At 53.0% G+C, this 15973-nt stretch carries 13 protein-coding genes; all 13 read left to right on the forward strand.

Translation table 11 applies throughout. The annotated features are described in order from the left end of the window. The first annotated feature begins 37 nt into the window (after window positions 1-37). Window positions 38-1978 carry a cytochrome-c peroxidase gene (locus LC073_RS16885; protein WP_226648487.1) on the forward strand — a complete coding sequence of 647 codons (1941 nt, stop codon included), beginning with the start codon at window positions 38-40 and terminating at the stop codon, window positions 1976-1978. Between the two features lie 406 nt (window positions 1979-2384). Next, the gene (gene pilW, locus LC073_RS16890; protein ID WP_226648488.1) at window positions 2385-3164 is read left to right on the forward strand and encodes a type IV pilus biogenesis/stability protein PilW; all 780 of its coding nucleotides are present in this window, start codon (window positions 2385-2387) and stop codon (window positions 3162-3164) included. Continuing rightward, the gene (locus LC073_RS16895; protein ID WP_226648489.1) at window positions 3154-4107 is read left to right on the forward strand and encodes a helix-turn-helix domain-containing protein; all 954 of its coding nucleotides are present in this window, start codon (window positions 3154-3156) and stop codon (window positions 4105-4107) included. Before pilW ends, LC073_RS16895 begins: the two co-directional genes overlap by 11 nt. Window positions 4108-4207: 100 nt before the next feature. Next, a complete protein-coding gene (gene ispG, locus LC073_RS16900) occupies window positions 4208-5320 on the forward strand; it encodes a flavodoxin-dependent (E)-4-hydroxy-3-methylbut-2-enyl-diphosphate synthase (protein WP_226648490.1) in 1113 nt (370 codons plus the stop codon). Between the two features lie 66 nt (window positions 5321-5386). Then, window positions 5387-6649 (forward strand): histidine--tRNA ligase, encoded by a 1263-nt coding sequence (gene hisS, locus LC073_RS16905; protein ID WP_226648491.1) that lies wholly within the window; start codon window positions 5387-5389, stop codon window positions 6647-6649. Between the two features lie 70 nt (window positions 6650-6719). Further along, complete coding sequence (locus LC073_RS16910) at window positions 6720-7430, forward strand: YfgM family protein (protein WP_226648492.1); 711 nt, start codon at window positions 6720-6722, stop codon at window positions 7428-7430. After that, the gene (bamB, locus tag LC073_RS16915) at window positions 7430-8593 is read left to right on the forward strand and encodes an outer membrane protein assembly factor BamB (RefSeq protein ID WP_226648493.1); all 1164 of its coding nucleotides are present in this window, start codon (window positions 7430-7432) and stop codon (window positions 8591-8593) included. Before LC073_RS16910 ends, bamB begins: the two co-directional genes overlap by 1 nt. Before the next feature lie 140 nt (window positions 8594-8733). Continuing rightward, window positions 8734-10128, forward strand: coding sequence for a ribosome biogenesis GTPase Der (gene der, locus LC073_RS16920; protein ID WP_226648494.1), 1395 nt, complete (start codon window positions 8734-8736; stop codon window positions 10126-10128). A gap of 138 nt (window positions 10129-10266) precedes the next feature. Next, the gene (locus LC073_RS16925; protein WP_226648495.1) at window positions 10267-11730 is read left to right on the forward strand and encodes an NAD-dependent succinate-semialdehyde dehydrogenase; all 1464 of its coding nucleotides are present in this window, start codon (window positions 10267-10269) and stop codon (window positions 11728-11730) included. 60 nt (window positions 11731-11790) lie between these two features. Beyond that, window positions 11791-12480, forward strand: coding sequence for a tRNA (N6-threonylcarbamoyladenosine(37)-N6)-methyltransferase TrmO (tsaA, locus tag LC073_RS16930; protein ID WP_226648496.1), 690 nt, complete (start codon window positions 11791-11793; stop codon window positions 12478-12480). Between the two features lie 165 nt (window positions 12481-12645). Continuing rightward, window positions 12646-13467 carry an MBL fold metallo-hydrolase gene (locus LC073_RS16935; protein ID WP_226648497.1) on the forward strand — a complete coding sequence of 274 codons (822 nt, stop codon included), beginning with the start codon at window positions 12646-12648 and terminating at the stop codon, window positions 13465-13467. A 492-nt stretch (window positions 13468-13959) separates the two neighbouring features. Continuing rightward, window positions 13960-14637 carry a response regulator transcription factor gene (locus LC073_RS16940; protein ID WP_226648498.1) on the forward strand — a complete coding sequence of 226 codons (678 nt, stop codon included), beginning with the start codon at window positions 13960-13962 and terminating at the stop codon, window positions 14635-14637. Further along, window positions 14634-15899, forward strand: a complete 1266-nt coding sequence (locus LC073_RS16945) for a sensor histidine kinase (protein ID WP_226648499.1) — start codon at window positions 14634-14636, stop codon at window positions 15897-15899. The genes LC073_RS16940 and LC073_RS16945 overlap by 4 nt, the downstream gene beginning before the upstream one ends. Window positions 15900-15973: the final 74 nt, after the last annotated feature.

The raw sequence follows: 15973 nt of genomic DNA on the forward strand, positions 1-15973 counted from the left end.
CTCGAACGATTTTAATGGGCAGGGTCGATCAGGTTTTATGGAATCACAAAGCAAAAATTCAATTGTGCCGGTCATGGCATTGCTACGATTGCTGATCTTGCCTCTATTTTTGCTGGCGGTAGGCTGTAGTTCAGGTTCTTCTGGTAGCGATGACAGCACCAGCTCGGAAACCGTAGAAGGTAATTCTGGTTCTGGTGGCGATACAGAGACTGGTGATGATGCGGACGATAACGGCGATACAGATACGGGTACAGACACCGGCACAGGAAGCGGGCAGGGTACTGCCCCGCAGGAGCTGATCGCCAATGCCTTTTCCGGAACCAGTATCGGCCTTTCCTGGCAGCGCGATGGGGTGACCTATACCATCTATCGCGATGGAGAAAAAATTGCCGAGACCAATAACAGCAATTACGTAGATCAGGGGCTTTCAGTCAATACCGAGTACAGCTACTCGGTAACCAGTGGCGATTTGGGCAACGATGGTGAAACGGTACGGGTTACTGCGAAAACACTAGTCAATAACACTAATAGCGGCCTTAGCAATGGTGCGGTGGCGGCTCCGATCCTCGATCGTCTTGTGAACATTAGCGAATGCAAAAATGTTCGCAGCGCACTGAATTTATTGGATGGAGATTTGGATACCTGCCTGGCAGCCATACTGGAATTGAACAACATGGCTGGTCACCTGGAAGATATGCGCGCTTTTGCCGCCAGGGTGCGAAGTGAACAAGACCCAGCCTTGGTCGAACTGGGCATGCGCCTGTTCTACAGTCAATCCCTCAGTGCCAATGGCGACGTGGCCTGTGCCTCCTGCCACCACGCCGCTATTGGCTGTGGTGGTGATAATCTCTCCATGCCCGTGGGTATGAATCCGCTAGATCCTGCATTGGTTGGCCCAGGCCGCTCAGACGGTATTAATGAGGTGCCCATAGTACCCAGAAACGCCCAGCCTATTTGTAATGTGGCACTTTGGAGCAGCGGGCTCTTTTGGGATAACCGGGTGGCTCTTACTGATCGTGGATTGCGCACCGACTCACGGGATGTCAGTTTTAATACCGAAGCGGCGGTGGGCACTGGCACCCTGGCATTGATGATGGCGCAGGCGCATTTTCCGGTAACCAATCCTGCGGAAATGGGGGATGTCACTCAATTTGGTTACGATGGCAATACTGACAGCGGCAATACGGATTACCGCGAGGACATCATAGCGGCCAATCTGGGGCGGGAATCCTGGAGCGCCCTATTTAGTGCGGCTTTTGGTGATGACCAGATTACTTTCAGTCGCATAGCGCAGGCCATAGCAGCTTTTGAAGCGGTACAGCTTTTTATCCATAACCCCTTCTTCGACTATGTGGATGGCGATTTGAATGCGCTCGATAGTGATGAGAAGCGCGGAGCCATTACTTTTATGTCGGGAAATTCCGGCTGTACCAATTGCCACGCGGGGGCATTTTTTACCACAGAAGGCCCGCGACCAGCGAACTATCCACAAATTGGTATAGGCACCGATGAAAATGGCAGCGGCGCGGATCTGGGTGCGAACGGTGCTGGTGCTTTCCGCCCACCAACACTATTGAATGTCGCGCTCACTGGTCCCTGGGGGCACAGTGGTCAATTTGCGACCCTGCGCAGAAATGTTGAACACTATCGCGATCGCGCCGCATCGGTTAACCAGTACTACACCAATAGCGAAATGTGTGATTTGGCACAGTTTCAGGGATTAGCAGATTGCGCCAATAAAGTTGCCCCAAATGGCCCAGCACTCTCCCAGGCGATTCTCGCGGCTACTGGCGGGGATGCTGGGAATAATCTCAGCGATGCCGAGATTGATCTGGTTGTGCGCTTTCTCGAGACACTGACCGACCCGGATGCCGCCAATGTGGCCTCCAACCCCGTCCGCGCTCTGATCCCTCCCCGCGATGGCGGCCCTGACGGCAAACAGCTTGACGCTAAAGATGGCGCCGGTAACGAGCTCTAGTGGCGGCGTAACCTTCTTTACCCTTGGGGAGTTTTGTTTCTCCCCTGAGAGCTAGTTGCTCTCCGGGATTTCTTGTAGGCGTGTGTTTCAATTTTATTTTGCTACCTAAAGGGAGCACTGCCGAGCTAATTGGAATTTATTAGGTGTACACAGCTGAAACTGGCGGTACTTTGCGGCACTATGTGAGTGGGGAAAAGCGGGGTTGAACTGGGATGCTCAGGCTGTGATCTGGAGTTGAAACGGACTGGTGATGGGGAAGCCGAGTGATTATGGGGGCAGTTTTACTGCAAGAGAGTTCACAAAGCTGTTTTGTTTCCTATTCCTCCCCCAGTTTGTTGATCGATTGTGATCAATCAATGCGATCCCGCTTGATGGATAGATGAAAAATAAATGTACAGGTGACGTTGTGTCTGCAAAATTTTTTGGCCTGCCTTTCTTTGGCCTGATTCTCACTGTGTTACTGGGGGGATGTGTGACCACTGGCTTGCCGGAGCGCCAGGAGGTTAACCTGGATAAGGCACTGGAAACTCACGTTCAACTGGGTATTCGCTACCTGCAGAGTGGAAATAACCGCGAGCAGGCTCGCCACCACTTCAACAAGGCCTTGGAGTTAGGTCCTAAAGATCCGCTGGCTCACCATGGCCTGGCCTTGCTGTACCAGGCTGATGGTGAATTAAAGGTGGCTGAGTCCCACTTTAAAAAAGCCCTACGCTATAGCGATAACTTCTCGATGGCGCGCACCAATTATGGGGTTTTTCTGTACCAACAGGAGCGCTACGAGGATGCCCTGGAACAGTTCCGCCACGCCTCTAGTGACCTGACCTATAATCGCCGCTTCTTCGCCTTGGTCAATTACGGCCGCACCGCCAATCGCCTGGGTATGGTAGAGGAGGCCGAGCAAGCCTTTACGCGTGCCCTCGCCCTGAATAGCAATCTGCCTGTTGCGTTATTGGAGCTGGCAGAGCTTAAATATGATGCCGGCGATTACGCCAGGGCTAAGCAGTACTTGGACCAGTACAGCGAAAATTACCGTCAAACACCGCAATCTTTATGGTTGGGGATTCGTATTGAGAAGGTGTTTGGCAATCGCGACAAGGAGCTGAGTTACGCTCTTGCGCTGAAAAATTTGTACCCGTACTCTGCGGAAACACTGAAATATCAGGAGTTGAGTGGTAATGACGGATAGTAATTCCGTGCACCGTGACAGCGGACAAGCCGAATCCAATACACAGGTTTCTCCCGGTGCGCTATTGCTCGCCGCGCGCGAAGCGGCCGGACATTCCCGCGAGGAGCTGTCTCGGCGCCTGTGTATTATCGACAACACTGTGGAGTGGCTGGAGACAGACCTCTTTGAGCGTCAGCCGGAAGCAGTCTATGCGCGAGGCTATATCCGCAATATCTGCCGCGAGCTGAATATTGACTCCACAGCTGTGCTCGCGGCCTATGATGCTGCACGCCCGAAGCCACAGACGCGCAAAGAGTCGCGCCGGATCGAGATCAAGGCTGATGCTCTGCGCCCGGCGCGCAAGCGTGGTCACGGCCTGTTGGCACTCTTACCACTGGTGGCGGCTGGCGCTGTGTTTTGGTGGCTCTATGGTGGCCCAGTAAATATTCCAGGCCTACGGACATCAACGGAACAAAATGCCCCCCTTGCCGAAATGGACGAGCCATCCATTACTTCCACTGAATTAGTGTTGGCTGAGCCGAGTTCGACTGAGCTGCAGCTTGCCGAGGCATCGGAGCAACAGTCACAGTTCGCCGAGGAAGAAGTGGCGGAGGAGGCTCAAATCCCAGAGCCAAATGCACTTTCCGAACCCGAGCCCAGCGAGCAAACTGAAGAAGCGGCAGCGCAACTTCCCGAAGCGGTGGTGCAGTTGGATGAGCAGTTACAGGGAGCCCTGCGTCTCACTTTCGATGAGGATTCCTGGGTTGAAGTGAAGGATGCCGAGGGCGTAGTGTTGCTTGCCGGCGTGCAGGAAGCGGGTACTTCCAAGAGTCTGGATGGGCGCGCTCCCTTTGAAGTGATGCTCGGTAATGCCCGCGCAACCAAGGTGGTTTATCGCGAACAAACCATTGCAAGTGACCCGATCGGCAGCCGCCGTACCCGCCGCCTGATTGTGGGCGATTAAAGGATCTTCTCCGTTTGGGCGCGAACTCTGTAGGTTTGCGCCCAATCTCTCTATAATCTCCCCCTCGATTTTTTAGCAGCAATACTGCCAGGTCAGCCCTATGCAATTTGAATCTCCCATTGTCCGCCGCAAGTCGCGCCAGATCATGGTGGGTAATGTACCGGTTGGTGGCGATGCCCCGATCTCGGTGCAGAGCATGACCAATACCGAAACCTGTGATGTGGCCGCCACAGTGGACCAGATCCAGCGTTTGGAGAAAGCCGGTGCGGATATCGTGCGGGTCTCAGTGCCCAGCATGGAAGCCGCCGAGGCTTTCGGGAAAATTAAAAAGCAAGTGAATGTCCCGCTGGTAGCGGATATCCACTTCGACTATCGCATCGCCCTGCGCGTGGCGGATCTGGGCGTGGATTGCCTGCGCATCAACCCCGGTAATATCGGCCGTGAGAAGCGTATCCGCGCGGTGGTGGACAAGGCCCGCGATCTGAATATTCCGATTCGTATCGGTGTGAATGCGGGCTCTCTGGAAAAAGACCTGCAGAAAAAATACGGTGAGCCCACCCCGGATGCATTGGTGGAATCCGCACTGCGTCACGTTGAGATTCTCGATGGCCTGAACTTCCAGGATTTCAAGGTGAGCGTAAAGGCCTCGGATATCTTTATGGCTACCGCCGCTTACCGCAAACTGGCCCAACAGATTGAACAACCCCTGCACCTGGGGATTACCGAGGCCGGTGGCCTGCGTGCTGGCACGGTGAAATCTGCGATCGGCCTCGGCGCTCTGCTGCTCGACGGCATCGGCGATACCCTGCGGGTCTCCCTGGCTGCAGATCCGGTGGAAGAGGTGAAGGTGGGTTGGGACCTGCTTAAGAGCTTGCGCCTGCGCAGTAAAGGGATCAATTTTATCGCCTGCCCCAGCTGCTCCCGCCAGAACTTTGATGTGGTAAAAACCATGAATGAGCTGGAGACGCGCCTGGAAGACGTCACTACACCGTTGGATGTGGCGGTGATCGGCTGTATCGTCAATGGCCCCGGCGAAGCGAAGGAGGCGGATATCGGCCTCACCGGAGGTACCCCGAGCCACGCGGTCTATGTAGACGGCCAGCCGGATCGCAAGTTCAAAAGTGAGAATCTGGTGGATGATCTGGAACGCCTCATTCGCGAAAAGGCCGCAGCCAAGGCCGAGCGCGAAGCGGATATCATCGCCAAGGCGTAACGGGCACGCCCCTTGCACCACACCTGAATCGTTGATTTAAGAAATTTAGAAATTTAAGGAACAGCGTTGAAACAACTTCGCGCAATTCGCGGCATGAACGACCTGCTGCCGGATCAGTCCCCGGCTTGGCAGTATGTGGAAGCCACTCTCAGTGAACTCTTCGCCCGTTACGGCTACAGTGAAATCCGCACGCCCATCCTGGAGGCGACCCAGCTGTTCAGTCGCGCCGTGGGCGAGGCTACTGATATTGTCGAAAAGGAAATGTACACCTTTGAGGACAAGAGCGGGGACAGTGTTACCCTGCGCCCGGAAGGTACTGCCGGCACCGTGCGCGCGGCGATCCAGAACAACCTGCTGAATCAGCCCCAGCGCCTGTGGTATTTCGGCCCCATGTTCCGCTACGAGCGCCCGCAAAAGGGCCGCCTGCGTCAGTTCCACCAGTTTGGTGTGGAAGTATTCGGCATCGAAGGGTCGGATATCGATGCGGAAATCCTGATTATGACCGCGCGCCTGTGGCGCCAGCTGGGCATTGCTGATCACGTCACCCTGCAGTTGAACAGCCTGGGCAACTCCGACAGCCGTGCGGCTTACCGCGAGGCCCTCGTGGCCTATCTCAGCGAGCGCCGCGAACAGCTGGATGAGGACAGCCAGCGCCGCCTGGAGCGCAATCCCCTGCGTATTCTCGACAGTAAAAATGCGCAAACCCAGGAACTGCTTGCCGACGCCCCCTGTCTACTGGATTTCCTCGATGAGGAATCCGCCGCCCACTTCGCCCAACTGCGCGAAATGCTGGATGCGGCGGGGGTGAAATATGAGATCAACTCTAAGTTAGTGCGCGGTCTCGACTATTACGGCAAAACCGTTTTCGAGTGGGTGACCGACAGCCTCGGCGCCCAGGGCACTGTGTGTGCCGGTGGCCGCTACGATGGCCTGGTGGAGCAGATGGGTGGAAAATCCACTCCCGCAGTGGGCTTTGGCCTGGGTGCCGAGCGCCTGGTGCTGATGTTGGAAACCCTCGAAGTATTGCCAGAGAGCCTAGCGCAACAGGTAGATGCCTACCTGGTAGCGGTGGGTGATGTACAATCAGCCGCCCTGGCCGCCGCCGAGCAATTGCGCGACGAGTTGCCTTGGCTGCGCCTGCAGGCACACTGCGGAGGCGGTAGCTTTAAGAGCCAAATGAAGAAAGCGGATAAAAGCGGTGCCGATTACGCACTGATTATCGGCGAGGATGAGGTTGCTAACGGTCAGATTACAGTGAAGTATCTGCGCTCCGACCAACAGCAACAGACCCTCGCGCTCACAGAGCTGGCGGCATTGCTGCAGGGCTGATTCAAATACTCAGGGTGGCGGAGGCCCCCGCCGGGATAGTTAGAAAACCACAGGAAAGGCGATTTACCCAATGTCTGAGCATCTTACCGAACAAGAACAAATAGAAACGCTGAAGCGCTGGTGGGCGGAAAACGGCAGGGGCATTGTAACCGGCGTGGTCCTGGCTCTGGTCGGCTACTTCGGTTATCAGTGGTGGCAGGGTGACCAGCGGGCTAAGGCCGAGGCGGCATCCGACCTATACCAGGGATTTATTGAAGCGGTTTCCGCCAATAACAACCAGCCGGACAACAAGCAGCTGACTACCGCGAAAGCCCTCGCCGAGCAGCTGAAAAACGAATATGGCAGCCGTATCTATGCCAGCCAGGCCTCTCTGCGCCTAGCCGCTATCGCTGCCGACAAGAATGATCTTGAAGCTGCACAGACGCAGTTGCAATGGGTTCTCGATAACACCAAAGAAGAAGCCTTGGAGCTGCTGGCCAAGCGCCGCCTGGCCACCGTGATCGCCGCCCGCGGCAACCCGGATGAAGCGCTGAAGCTGATTGACGGCACTGTTCCCCCGGCTTTTGCCGCACTCTACTCTGAGACTCGCGGCGATATCCTCAGACAGAAAGGCGATGACGCCGGAGCGCGCAGCGCTTATGAACAGGCCATATCCGAGCTGTTGCCGGAACAGGCGGGCAGCACCCAACTGCTGCGCCTCAAAGTTGAAAGTCTGGCGGTGGCCTCCGGCGAGAAACAGGAACAGAAACCAGGCGAACCAGCACCTGAGGGAGATGAGTGATGGGATTTTTCAATCGCGCAGTGGGGCGCACGGCAGCGGTTGCCCTGGCGGTAGCCCTGGGTGCCTGCGCCTCCAACGACAAAAAGGAAGATATCGAGCCGGTCGAACTGGTGGATTTTACCCCCAGTGTACAGCTGCGCGAAGTCTGGTCGGCGGATGTGGGCAGTATCGATGAGAAGCGTTACGCCATGCTGCAGCCGGGTCTGGCGGACGGTAAACTGGTGGCCGCCAGCAGCGACGGTGAAGTGACCGCCTTTGATCGCAGCAGCGGCAGCCCCCAATGGGAAACCGATCTGGATATCGAATTGAGCGGCGGTGTTGGCGTTGGCCTCGGCCTTGCCGTAGTGGTGGACTATCGCGGCCGCGCGATAGCCCTGGACCTGAACAACGGCGCCCAGCTGTGGAAGCACCAGGTTTCCGGTGAAGTGGTCGCCGTGCCGGCAGTTGGCTCCGGGGTTGTGGTCCTGCAAACCGTGGATGGCAAGCTGGTGGGCCTAGATGCCAGCAATGGCGAAGAACTGTGGAGTCACAACACCACTCTACCGGTATTGACTCTGCGCGGCACGGCGGCGCCGGTGATCAGCGGCGGCCTGGTGATCGCCGGTCTCGACAACGGCAAATTGATCGCCCTGGATGCCCGCGATGGCATTCCCCGCTGGGAGCAGCGCGTTGCCATACCACAGGGCTCGGCCGAACTGGAGCGAGTAGTGGATATTGACGGCTCGCCGGTAGTGCGCGGTGATCTGGTGTTTGCCGCCAGCTATCAGGGCCGGGTTGTTGCCCTATCCAAGGAAAATGGCCGTGGCCTTTGGGCACGCGATGCCTCCACCCACCATGCGGTAGCTGTGGGAGGTGGCAATGTTTACCTGAGCGATGCCTCGGGTAGTGTGTACGCTTACAATGTGGGCGCTGGACAGATAGCTTGGAGCAATAACGAGTTACTGCGCCGCGATTTAAGTGGCCCGGCGTATTTCCAGGATGTTGTGGTTGTCGGTGACTTGGAAGGTTACCTGCATGTACTCGACCCCAATTCCGGTCAGTTTATCGGCCGAGAAGAGGTCGACAATGACGCGATCCGTATCCCCATGCTGGTGGATGGTGACCTGCTGTTTGTCCTGTCTGACGACGGCAAGCTGGTTGCTCTGACACTCGCTCAGGGTTAATCGCGCAAGATTGCTGCGGCGGACAGGCAGTCCGCCATGGGGCACAAAGCCCGCAAAAGGAGCCTGCTTCGCAGGTGAATTGAAATCGCCCGCCTTGTGCGGGCGTTTGTATTTATTTATTAGGCTAAAGCCAGAATTCTATGCTGCCAGTTATCGCCCTGGTCGGGCGCCCCAATGTGGGCAAATCCACACTGTTTAATCGTCTTACCAAGAGCCGCGACGCCTTGGTGGCCAACTACGCCGGTCTGACTCGCGACCGCAAGTACGGCGAAGCCGAAATCGACGGACGCAAGCTGCTCCTTGTCGACACCGGCGGTATCACCGGCGGGGAAGAGGGCATTGATGCGGCTATGGCGCAGCAGTCTATGCAGGCTATCGAAGAGGCGGATATCGTGCTGTTCCTGGTGGATAGCCGCGATGGTCTGACACCGGCGGATGAAATGATCGCCGACCGACTGCGCACCCGCTCAAAGCCTACCTTTCTGGTAGCCAACAAGGTCGATGGGGTCAACCCGGATATCGCCCTGGCACCTTTCTACGAGCTGGGCATCGGTGAACTGTTCCCCACCACGGCCACCCATGGTCGCGGTGTGCGCAGCCTGATGCAGCGCGTGGTGGAAGACCTGCCGGAGCCTGCGGCAGAAGAGGAGCCTGAAGAGGCCACCGGAATCAAGATCGCCATCGTCGGTCGCCCCAACGTGGGTAAATCTACCCTGGTCAACCGCCTGCTGGGCGAGGACCGTGTAGTGGTTTTCGACCAGCCCGGTACTACCCGCGATAGTGTCTACATCAATTACGAGCGCGATGAAAAGCCTTACACCTTGATTGATACCGCTGGTATCCGCCGACGCAAGAACATCAAAGAATCGGTGGAGAAGTTCTCCATCGTCAAAACCCTGCAGGCGGTGGAAGACGCCAATGTGGTGGTGCTGGTGATCGATGCTCGCGAGGGCCTGGTGGATCAGGATATGCACCTGATGGGCAGCGTGATCCAGGCGGGGCGCGCCTTGGTAGTTGCGCTGAACAAGTGGGATGGCCTGGAGGCGGAGCACCGCGATTATGTCAAAGCGGAGTTGGAGCGCCGCCTGCGCTTTGTTGAATTTGCCGATGTGCATTTTATATCCGCGCTGCATGGCACTGGTGTTGGCCATTTGTACGAGTCTATCGAGGCTGCCTATCAGAGTGCCACAGATAAGCTTTCCACCAATCACCTCACGCGTATCCTGCAGTGGGCGGTAAGTGAGCACCAACCACCCTTGGTGCACGGACACCGTATCAAACTGCGTTACGCACACGCCGGTGGTCAGAATCCGCCGGTGATCGTGATTCACGGCAACCAGACCGAACAGGTCCCGGGGCACTATGTGCGTTACCTGGAAAAGACTTTCCGCAAGGCTTTGGATTTGCACGGAACACCGGTGAAGATCGAGTTCCGCACTGGGGACAACCCTTATGCAGGTCGGAAAAACAAACTGAGTGATCGCCAGAAGGCCAAGAAGCGCCGCCTGATGAAGTTTGTGAAAAAGAAAAAATAAAGCTTTATCCGCCAGCGAGTCAGAGTGTCGCCAATTCCCCCCTAGTGTTGCACTGCGGGGGGGACTTTACGGGTTAATATCCTTAGCGTTTGATCGCGGGCCCGACCGGGATCAGGGAAGACACCTAAGGAGATGGCGATGCTGGAGCTTAAAAATCCTGCGCTGTTGCGCACCCAGTCCTATATCAACGGCCAGTGGATCGATGCCGATTCCGGCGCCACATTCGATGTCAAAGATCCGGCCACCGGCAAGGTGGTCGCCAGCGTAGCAGACCTTGGCGCAGCGGAAACCCGCCGCGCTATTGAGGCGGCCAGTGCCGCCTGGTCTGATTGGGCCGCCACTACCGTCAAGGAGCGGGCCAAGTTGCTGCGGCGCTGGTACAACCTGGTAATTGAAAACACCGAGGACCTGGCCAGAATTCTCACTGCGGAACAGGGTAAACCTCTCTCCGAGGCCCGGACTGAAATCGTCTATGGCGCCAACTATATCGAGTGGTTTGCCGAAGAGGCCAAACGCGTCTATGGCGATGTCATAGCTCCACCTGCCAACGACCGCCGTATTGTAGTCATCAAGCAACCAGTAGGGGTCACCTGCTCGATTACACCGTGGAATTTCCCTAACGCCATGATCGCCCGCAAGATGGCGCCGGCTCTGGCTGCCGGTTGTCCGTTTATCGCCAAACCAGCCCGGGAAACACCGTTATCGGCCCTGGCACTGGCGGTATTGGCGGAGGAAGCGGGTATCCCGGCTGGTATTTTCAGTATTGTCGCAGGGTCCTCGGCCAAGGATATTGGTGCCGAGATGACCACCAATCCGCTGGTACGCAAGTTTACCTTCACTGGTTCTACGGCCGTGGGTAAGCAATTGCAGGCCCAGTGTGCAGAAACCATGAAGAAAACCTCCATGGAACTGGGCGGCAATGCGCCGTTTATTGTCTTTGATGATGCGGACCTGGATGAAGCAGTGAAAGGCGCCATCGTCTGTAAGTACCGCAATGCAGGGCAAACCTGTGTCTGCGCCAATCGGATCTTCGTACAGGAAGGGGTTTATGAGGCCTTTGCAGAAAAATTTGCCAAGGCGGTGAACGATTTGACGATGGGCAATGGCTTTGAGGAGGGAACAGATATTGGCCCCATGATTACCACCAAGGCGGTAGAAAAGGTGGAGGGGTTGGTGGAGGATGCCTTGCAAAAAGGTGCGAAAACCTTGGTGGCTGGCGGACCTGGCTCCATGGGAGACCAGTTTTATGCCCCCATAATATTGGGCGATGCCACAGAGAAGATGAATCTGTTCAAAGAGGAAATCTTTGGCCCAGTAGCCCCTCTGTTCAAGTTTTCCACAGAAGAACAGGTGATTCGTATGGCCAACGATACTGAGTTCGGTCTCGCCTCTTATTTTTATTCCCGTGATATCGGCCGCATCTTTCGGGTATCAGAAGCCCTGGAATATGGCATGGTAGGGGTGAATGAAGGCATCATCTCCAATGAGATGGCTCCATTTGGCGGGGTGAAAGAATCAGGACAGGGGCGGGAAGGCTCCAAATACGGTATCGAGGATTACCTCGAAATAAAATATCTATGTATTGCAGGTGTGGATAAATAACGCCTTCAACTGGTTTAAAATGCCGGGCTCATCATTGAAAATTGGTTTTCTGGAATTTCCATGGTTGTTGAGCCCATAGCCCGTGTGCACTCTTGCTTTGGTGAAAAATTTGGCATTCCCCGGCAACCACTGCTCGCCGATGCCAGCCGGGCCAGTATTGAACTGCTACCGCCACTGAATGTAGCGGAGGTGGTAGCAGGGCTTGAGGAAAACAGCCATATCTGGGTTGTCTTTCAGTTTCACCAGGCCGCAGGACAATGGTCCGCCAAGGTGCGCCCCCCACGTCTGGGCGGAAATAAGAAACTCGGCGTACTCGCCACACGCTCACCCTTTCGCCCCAACAATATCGGCCTTTCGGTGGTACGTTTATTGGAGGTGCGAACTTTCCCAAAAGTCGAATTAATTGTCGGCGGAGCCGATCTGGTGGATGGCACGCCAGTTTTGGATATTAAGCCCTACGTGCCCTATGCCGATGCCCTGTACCATGCTGAAAGTACCTTTGCCGATGCCGCTCCGGCATTAACTGCAGTAAATATCCCTGAAAAGATTCTTCATCAAGCCAGAGCCTATAAAGATGACTGGGATACTGATCTGCCCAGGTTAATTGAGCAGGTACTGGCTCAGGACCCCAGACCCGCCTATCAGAAAAGTGATCCACAGCGCATTTATGGTATGGCTCTGTGTGGTTTTAATTTGTGTTGGTGTTATACGGAAAATGGGATTGAGGTGGTGTCACTGGAGTCTTTGTGAAGAATTTTATCTCAGGAGAAAAAGGTTCCGTCTCTCGCTAGAGACTACTTGCTTTGGATAATGTGGTGAATAGTAGTGATATGTCACCAACATTCGAGGAATTTGCAATTTCTCGACTAATAGCACTTGCCTGAAAATACCCCAAAATCGGTAAGAGAGCTCCCCATGTCAGTAAGAGAAACCTTTAACTATCAGGGCCTGGAAGCAATTCGTGTAGGTCGTCTGAATATGGGGATCAACACCACCTTTGTCGTGTATAGGCTTAATGGCACGGTAATTGATACAGGCCCCAGCAACCAATGGAAATATGTTAAGCCATTTATTCAAAATTCACCGCTAGAGCAATTACTACTGACCCATCACCACGAGGATCACAGCGGCAACGCCGGCGCTATTCAAGAACTCACCGGCGTGCAGGCTTTTGCTCCAGACTTAACTATTGGGATATTAAAAAAGGGCTTTCGTATCCCCCCAATGCAAAAATTTTTTTGGGGAACTGCCGGAAAAGCCGAAGTGTCGCTACTGCCAGAGGATATACGAATCGGCACAGAGGAAGTGCAACCTTTGTTTAGCCCTGGTCATGCCAAAGATATGACCTGTTACCTGTTGCTAGAGCGCGGCTGGTTGTTCAGCGCGGATTTATTTATCGCCAATTACCTGAAGTTTCTTCGCATTGATGAAGATATCCCTACCTTGTTAAACAGTATTAAAAATGTACTGGACCACCCCTTCCAAGTGATTCTCTGCCCGCATAGAGGGGTAGTGGAGGATGGTTGGCAGCAATTGAATCAGAAATATAAATACTTGCTAAATTTGTCTGCAGAAGCCCAACAGCTCGAACAGCAGGGGCTTCCTTTAGAGCAGATCACTCTGCGCTTGTTGGGAAAAGAGGGTTTATTCAGTATTTTGACTGGCTACAATTTTTGTAAAAGGAACCTAATAGCCTCTTGTTTGAAGGTTGATTTAGCTAAGATGAAATATTTTTAACGTTTTGATATCTAATGGTTTTTATCCGAATCTCGGTTGTTTCACTGGGTATTTTGAGAATTCTCAATTTTATTTCCTGACGTGATGATAGCCTTGTAAAGAAAGTTTAAGTACGTACAAATGATGACGAAAGGGATATCTAGATAGAGCAGAAAAAGTGCAGCATCTCAATACTTCAGTTGGTTCGCATATCTACATCACAATTTTCTATTTGTAATAAGGCTGATGATAATAGAGATAACCTTTGTTAGCGTAATAATTGGTCAAAATTTATGACGGTTGTGAATTTTTATAAGAGCAAATAAATTTTGGTAATAATCCATTGATAGCAGGTAACAACAGAAATCCAATATTTGGATGAGGTTGTTTTGTAAGGCTAATTTACTTGAAAAATGTTTGCTGCATTGTGAATTAAAGACTTACTAAAGGGTCACTCTTGGGTATATTTCTATACTCAAATCAAGTTGCTTACAGTTTAAGAGGGGAAAATTTGTGCGGATTTTAGTTGTTGAAGATAACCGAGACATCCTGATAAATATAATCGAATACTTAGAGAATGAAGGGTATAACGTTGACTCTGCACAGGACGGTCTTAGTGGATTACACTTGGCCGCAACCCATCAGTATGATTTGATTGTTCTCGATATTATGCTGCCTGGTATCGATGGTTATCTATTTTGCCAACGACTTCGGAACGATGCTCGACTTGATACACCGATTTTAATGTTAACGGCCAGAGATGCACTGGAGGATCGACTGCGTGGTCTTCGCTTCGGCGCTGATGATTACTTAGTAAAGCCATTTTCTCTCGCGGAATTAGTCGCTCGAATTGAGGCAATTACGCGTCGTAGTCAGGGGAAAGGGGTTGCACAACTATACGTTTCCGATCTGGTTTTCGATCCAGCAACGCATCAAGTGAGCCGTTCGGGTCAGATACTGAAACTCAATCCTATGGGTATTAAGCTTCTCGTGTTATTGATGAAAAAAAGCCCGGCAGTGGTAAAACGGGAGGACTTGGAACTTGAGATGTGGGGGGAAGACATCCCGGATAGGGATAGTCTACGCAGTCATATCCACCAGTTACGCCAAGTTGTTGATAAGCCATTCACTAGACCACTCATACATACGGTACATGGCATCGGATACCGTCTTGCTGAACTAGAAGCATGAAAATCAAGCAGCCACTTAGAGAGAGAATTGTCATTGCATTTGTTTTGATGACATTGTTCGTAAGTGGGACATTTTCGATTGGTATTATTGAAACTGTACACTTGGTAGAAGAACATTTGGTGTCAGACAAAATGCGGTCTGAGCTTCTTATCGCGATGGATGAGCTTGGTACTGGGCAACCTCTGCAGCTCAGTAAGGACTCGCAGGTTTTTTCTGATGTATCCCCTCAGACTTCTCCACCGGAGGAATTTTCCCAGATAGAGGAAGGTTTTTCTGAGGTGGTAAAGGGGGAAAAAGCCTACTACGCCTTTAAGCTGAGCCGAGATGGAATTACCTATTTACTAGTTCAGGATCAAAGCGAATTTGAATCCAGAGAACAGATTCTTTTCGAAGTGGTGTTAATCTGCTTTATTGCAAGTCTAATGGTTGCCTGGGGACTTGGCTCACTTCTAGCAAACAGAGTCATGCGGCCGGTAACCCAATTAGCCGATGAAGTACTCTTGGGTACTAGAAATGAAAATAATAGGCCTCTTGCTTCAAACTATGCTGATGATGAAGTGGGGCGACTTGCAGAAATCTTCGATAAAACCTTTGAGCGACTGAACCGCTCTTTAGAGCGTGAAAAGCTCTTCACTAGTGATGTTAGCCATGAATTGCGAACGCCTTTGATGGTGATTGGTACTTCCTGTGAGCTGCTTGCCCAGAATAAAGCTTTGGGAGAAAAGCAAAGTACACTTTTGAGTAGAATCCAACGCGCCAGTGCTGAGATGCTTGAATTGGTAGAAACTTTACTGATGTTGGCTAGAGAGCGTAATGTTGGTTTAGAGCCTACGAGAAGGCAAACTTTGGTGGAGGTGGCAGACCAGCAGAACGATATTTGGCGGGATCAGTTTTCCGAACGGGGTATCGACTATAATTGCGCCGTTGAGACTGTGGATAGCGGACAGTACCCTGCAATATTCCTGCGTACAGTTATGTCGAACTTGCTTAGGAATTCATTACATTATACGGATGAAGGGCATGTGCATCTTGTATTGTTTAATGGCGGATTTCGGGTTGAGGATACAGGCCCGGGAATTGCTCCAGAACAACAGTCACAAATATTTCAACCTTTCCATCGAGGGTCTCAAGTCAGAGGTGAGGGGCTTGGGCTGGGCTTATCCCTTGTGAAGCGAATTTGTGATCATGAGGGATGGACTGTCAGTATGATGCCATCCAGGTCAAGGGGTTGTGTTTTTTGTGTTAAGCTAGCTCCTGATTGATTGATTTCTATCAATAGTTTGCTTCAAGCAAAGATTTTCGCTAAAAAATTAGCGGTTTTTACATAATTTTTACA

Origin of the sequence: Microbulbifer variabilis, from assembly GCF_020524905.1 — a bacterium.
Taxonomy (GTDB): Bacteria; Pseudomonadota; Gammaproteobacteria; order Pseudomonadales; family Cellvibrionaceae; genus Microbulbifer; species Microbulbifer variabilis_A.

Excerpts from the sequence above, each read along its gene's own strand:
- LC073_RS16885 (WP_226648487.1), top strand. The coding sequence starts at position 38 with ATGGAATCACAAAGCAAAAATTCAATTGTGCCGGTCATGGCATTGCTA.
- LC073_RS16895 (WP_226648489.1), top strand. The coding sequence starts at position 3,154 with ATGACGGATAGTAATTCCGTGCACCGTGACAGCGGACAAGCCGAATCC.
- ispG (WP_226648490.1), top strand. The coding sequence starts at position 4,208 with ATGCAATTTGAATCTCCCATTGTCCGCCGCAAGTCGCGCCAGATCATG.
- LC073_RS16910 (WP_226648492.1), top strand. The coding sequence starts at position 6,720 with ATGTCTGAGCATCTTACCGAACAAGAACAAATAGAAACGCTGAAGCGC.
- bamB (WP_226648493.1), top strand. The coding sequence starts at position 7,430 with ATGGGATTTTTCAATCGCGCAGTGGGGCGCACGGCAGCGGTTGCCCTG.
- der (WP_226648494.1), top strand. The coding sequence starts at position 8,734 with ATGCTGCCAGTTATCGCCCTGGTCGGGCGCCCCAATGTGGGCAAATCC.
- LC073_RS16925 (WP_226648495.1), top strand. The coding sequence starts at position 10,267 with ATGCTGGAGCTTAAAAATCCTGCGCTGTTGCGCACCCAGTCCTATATC.
- tsaA (WP_226648496.1), top strand. The coding sequence starts at position 11,791 with ATGGTTGTTGAGCCCATAGCCCGTGTGCACTCTTGCTTTGGTGAAAAA.
- LC073_RS16935 (WP_226648497.1), top strand. The coding sequence starts at position 12,646 with ATGTCAGTAAGAGAAACCTTTAACTATCAGGGCCTGGAAGCAATTCGT.
- LC073_RS16945 (WP_226648499.1), top strand. The coding sequence starts at position 14,634 with ATGAAAATCAAGCAGCCACTTAGAGAGAGAATTGTCATTGCATTTGTT.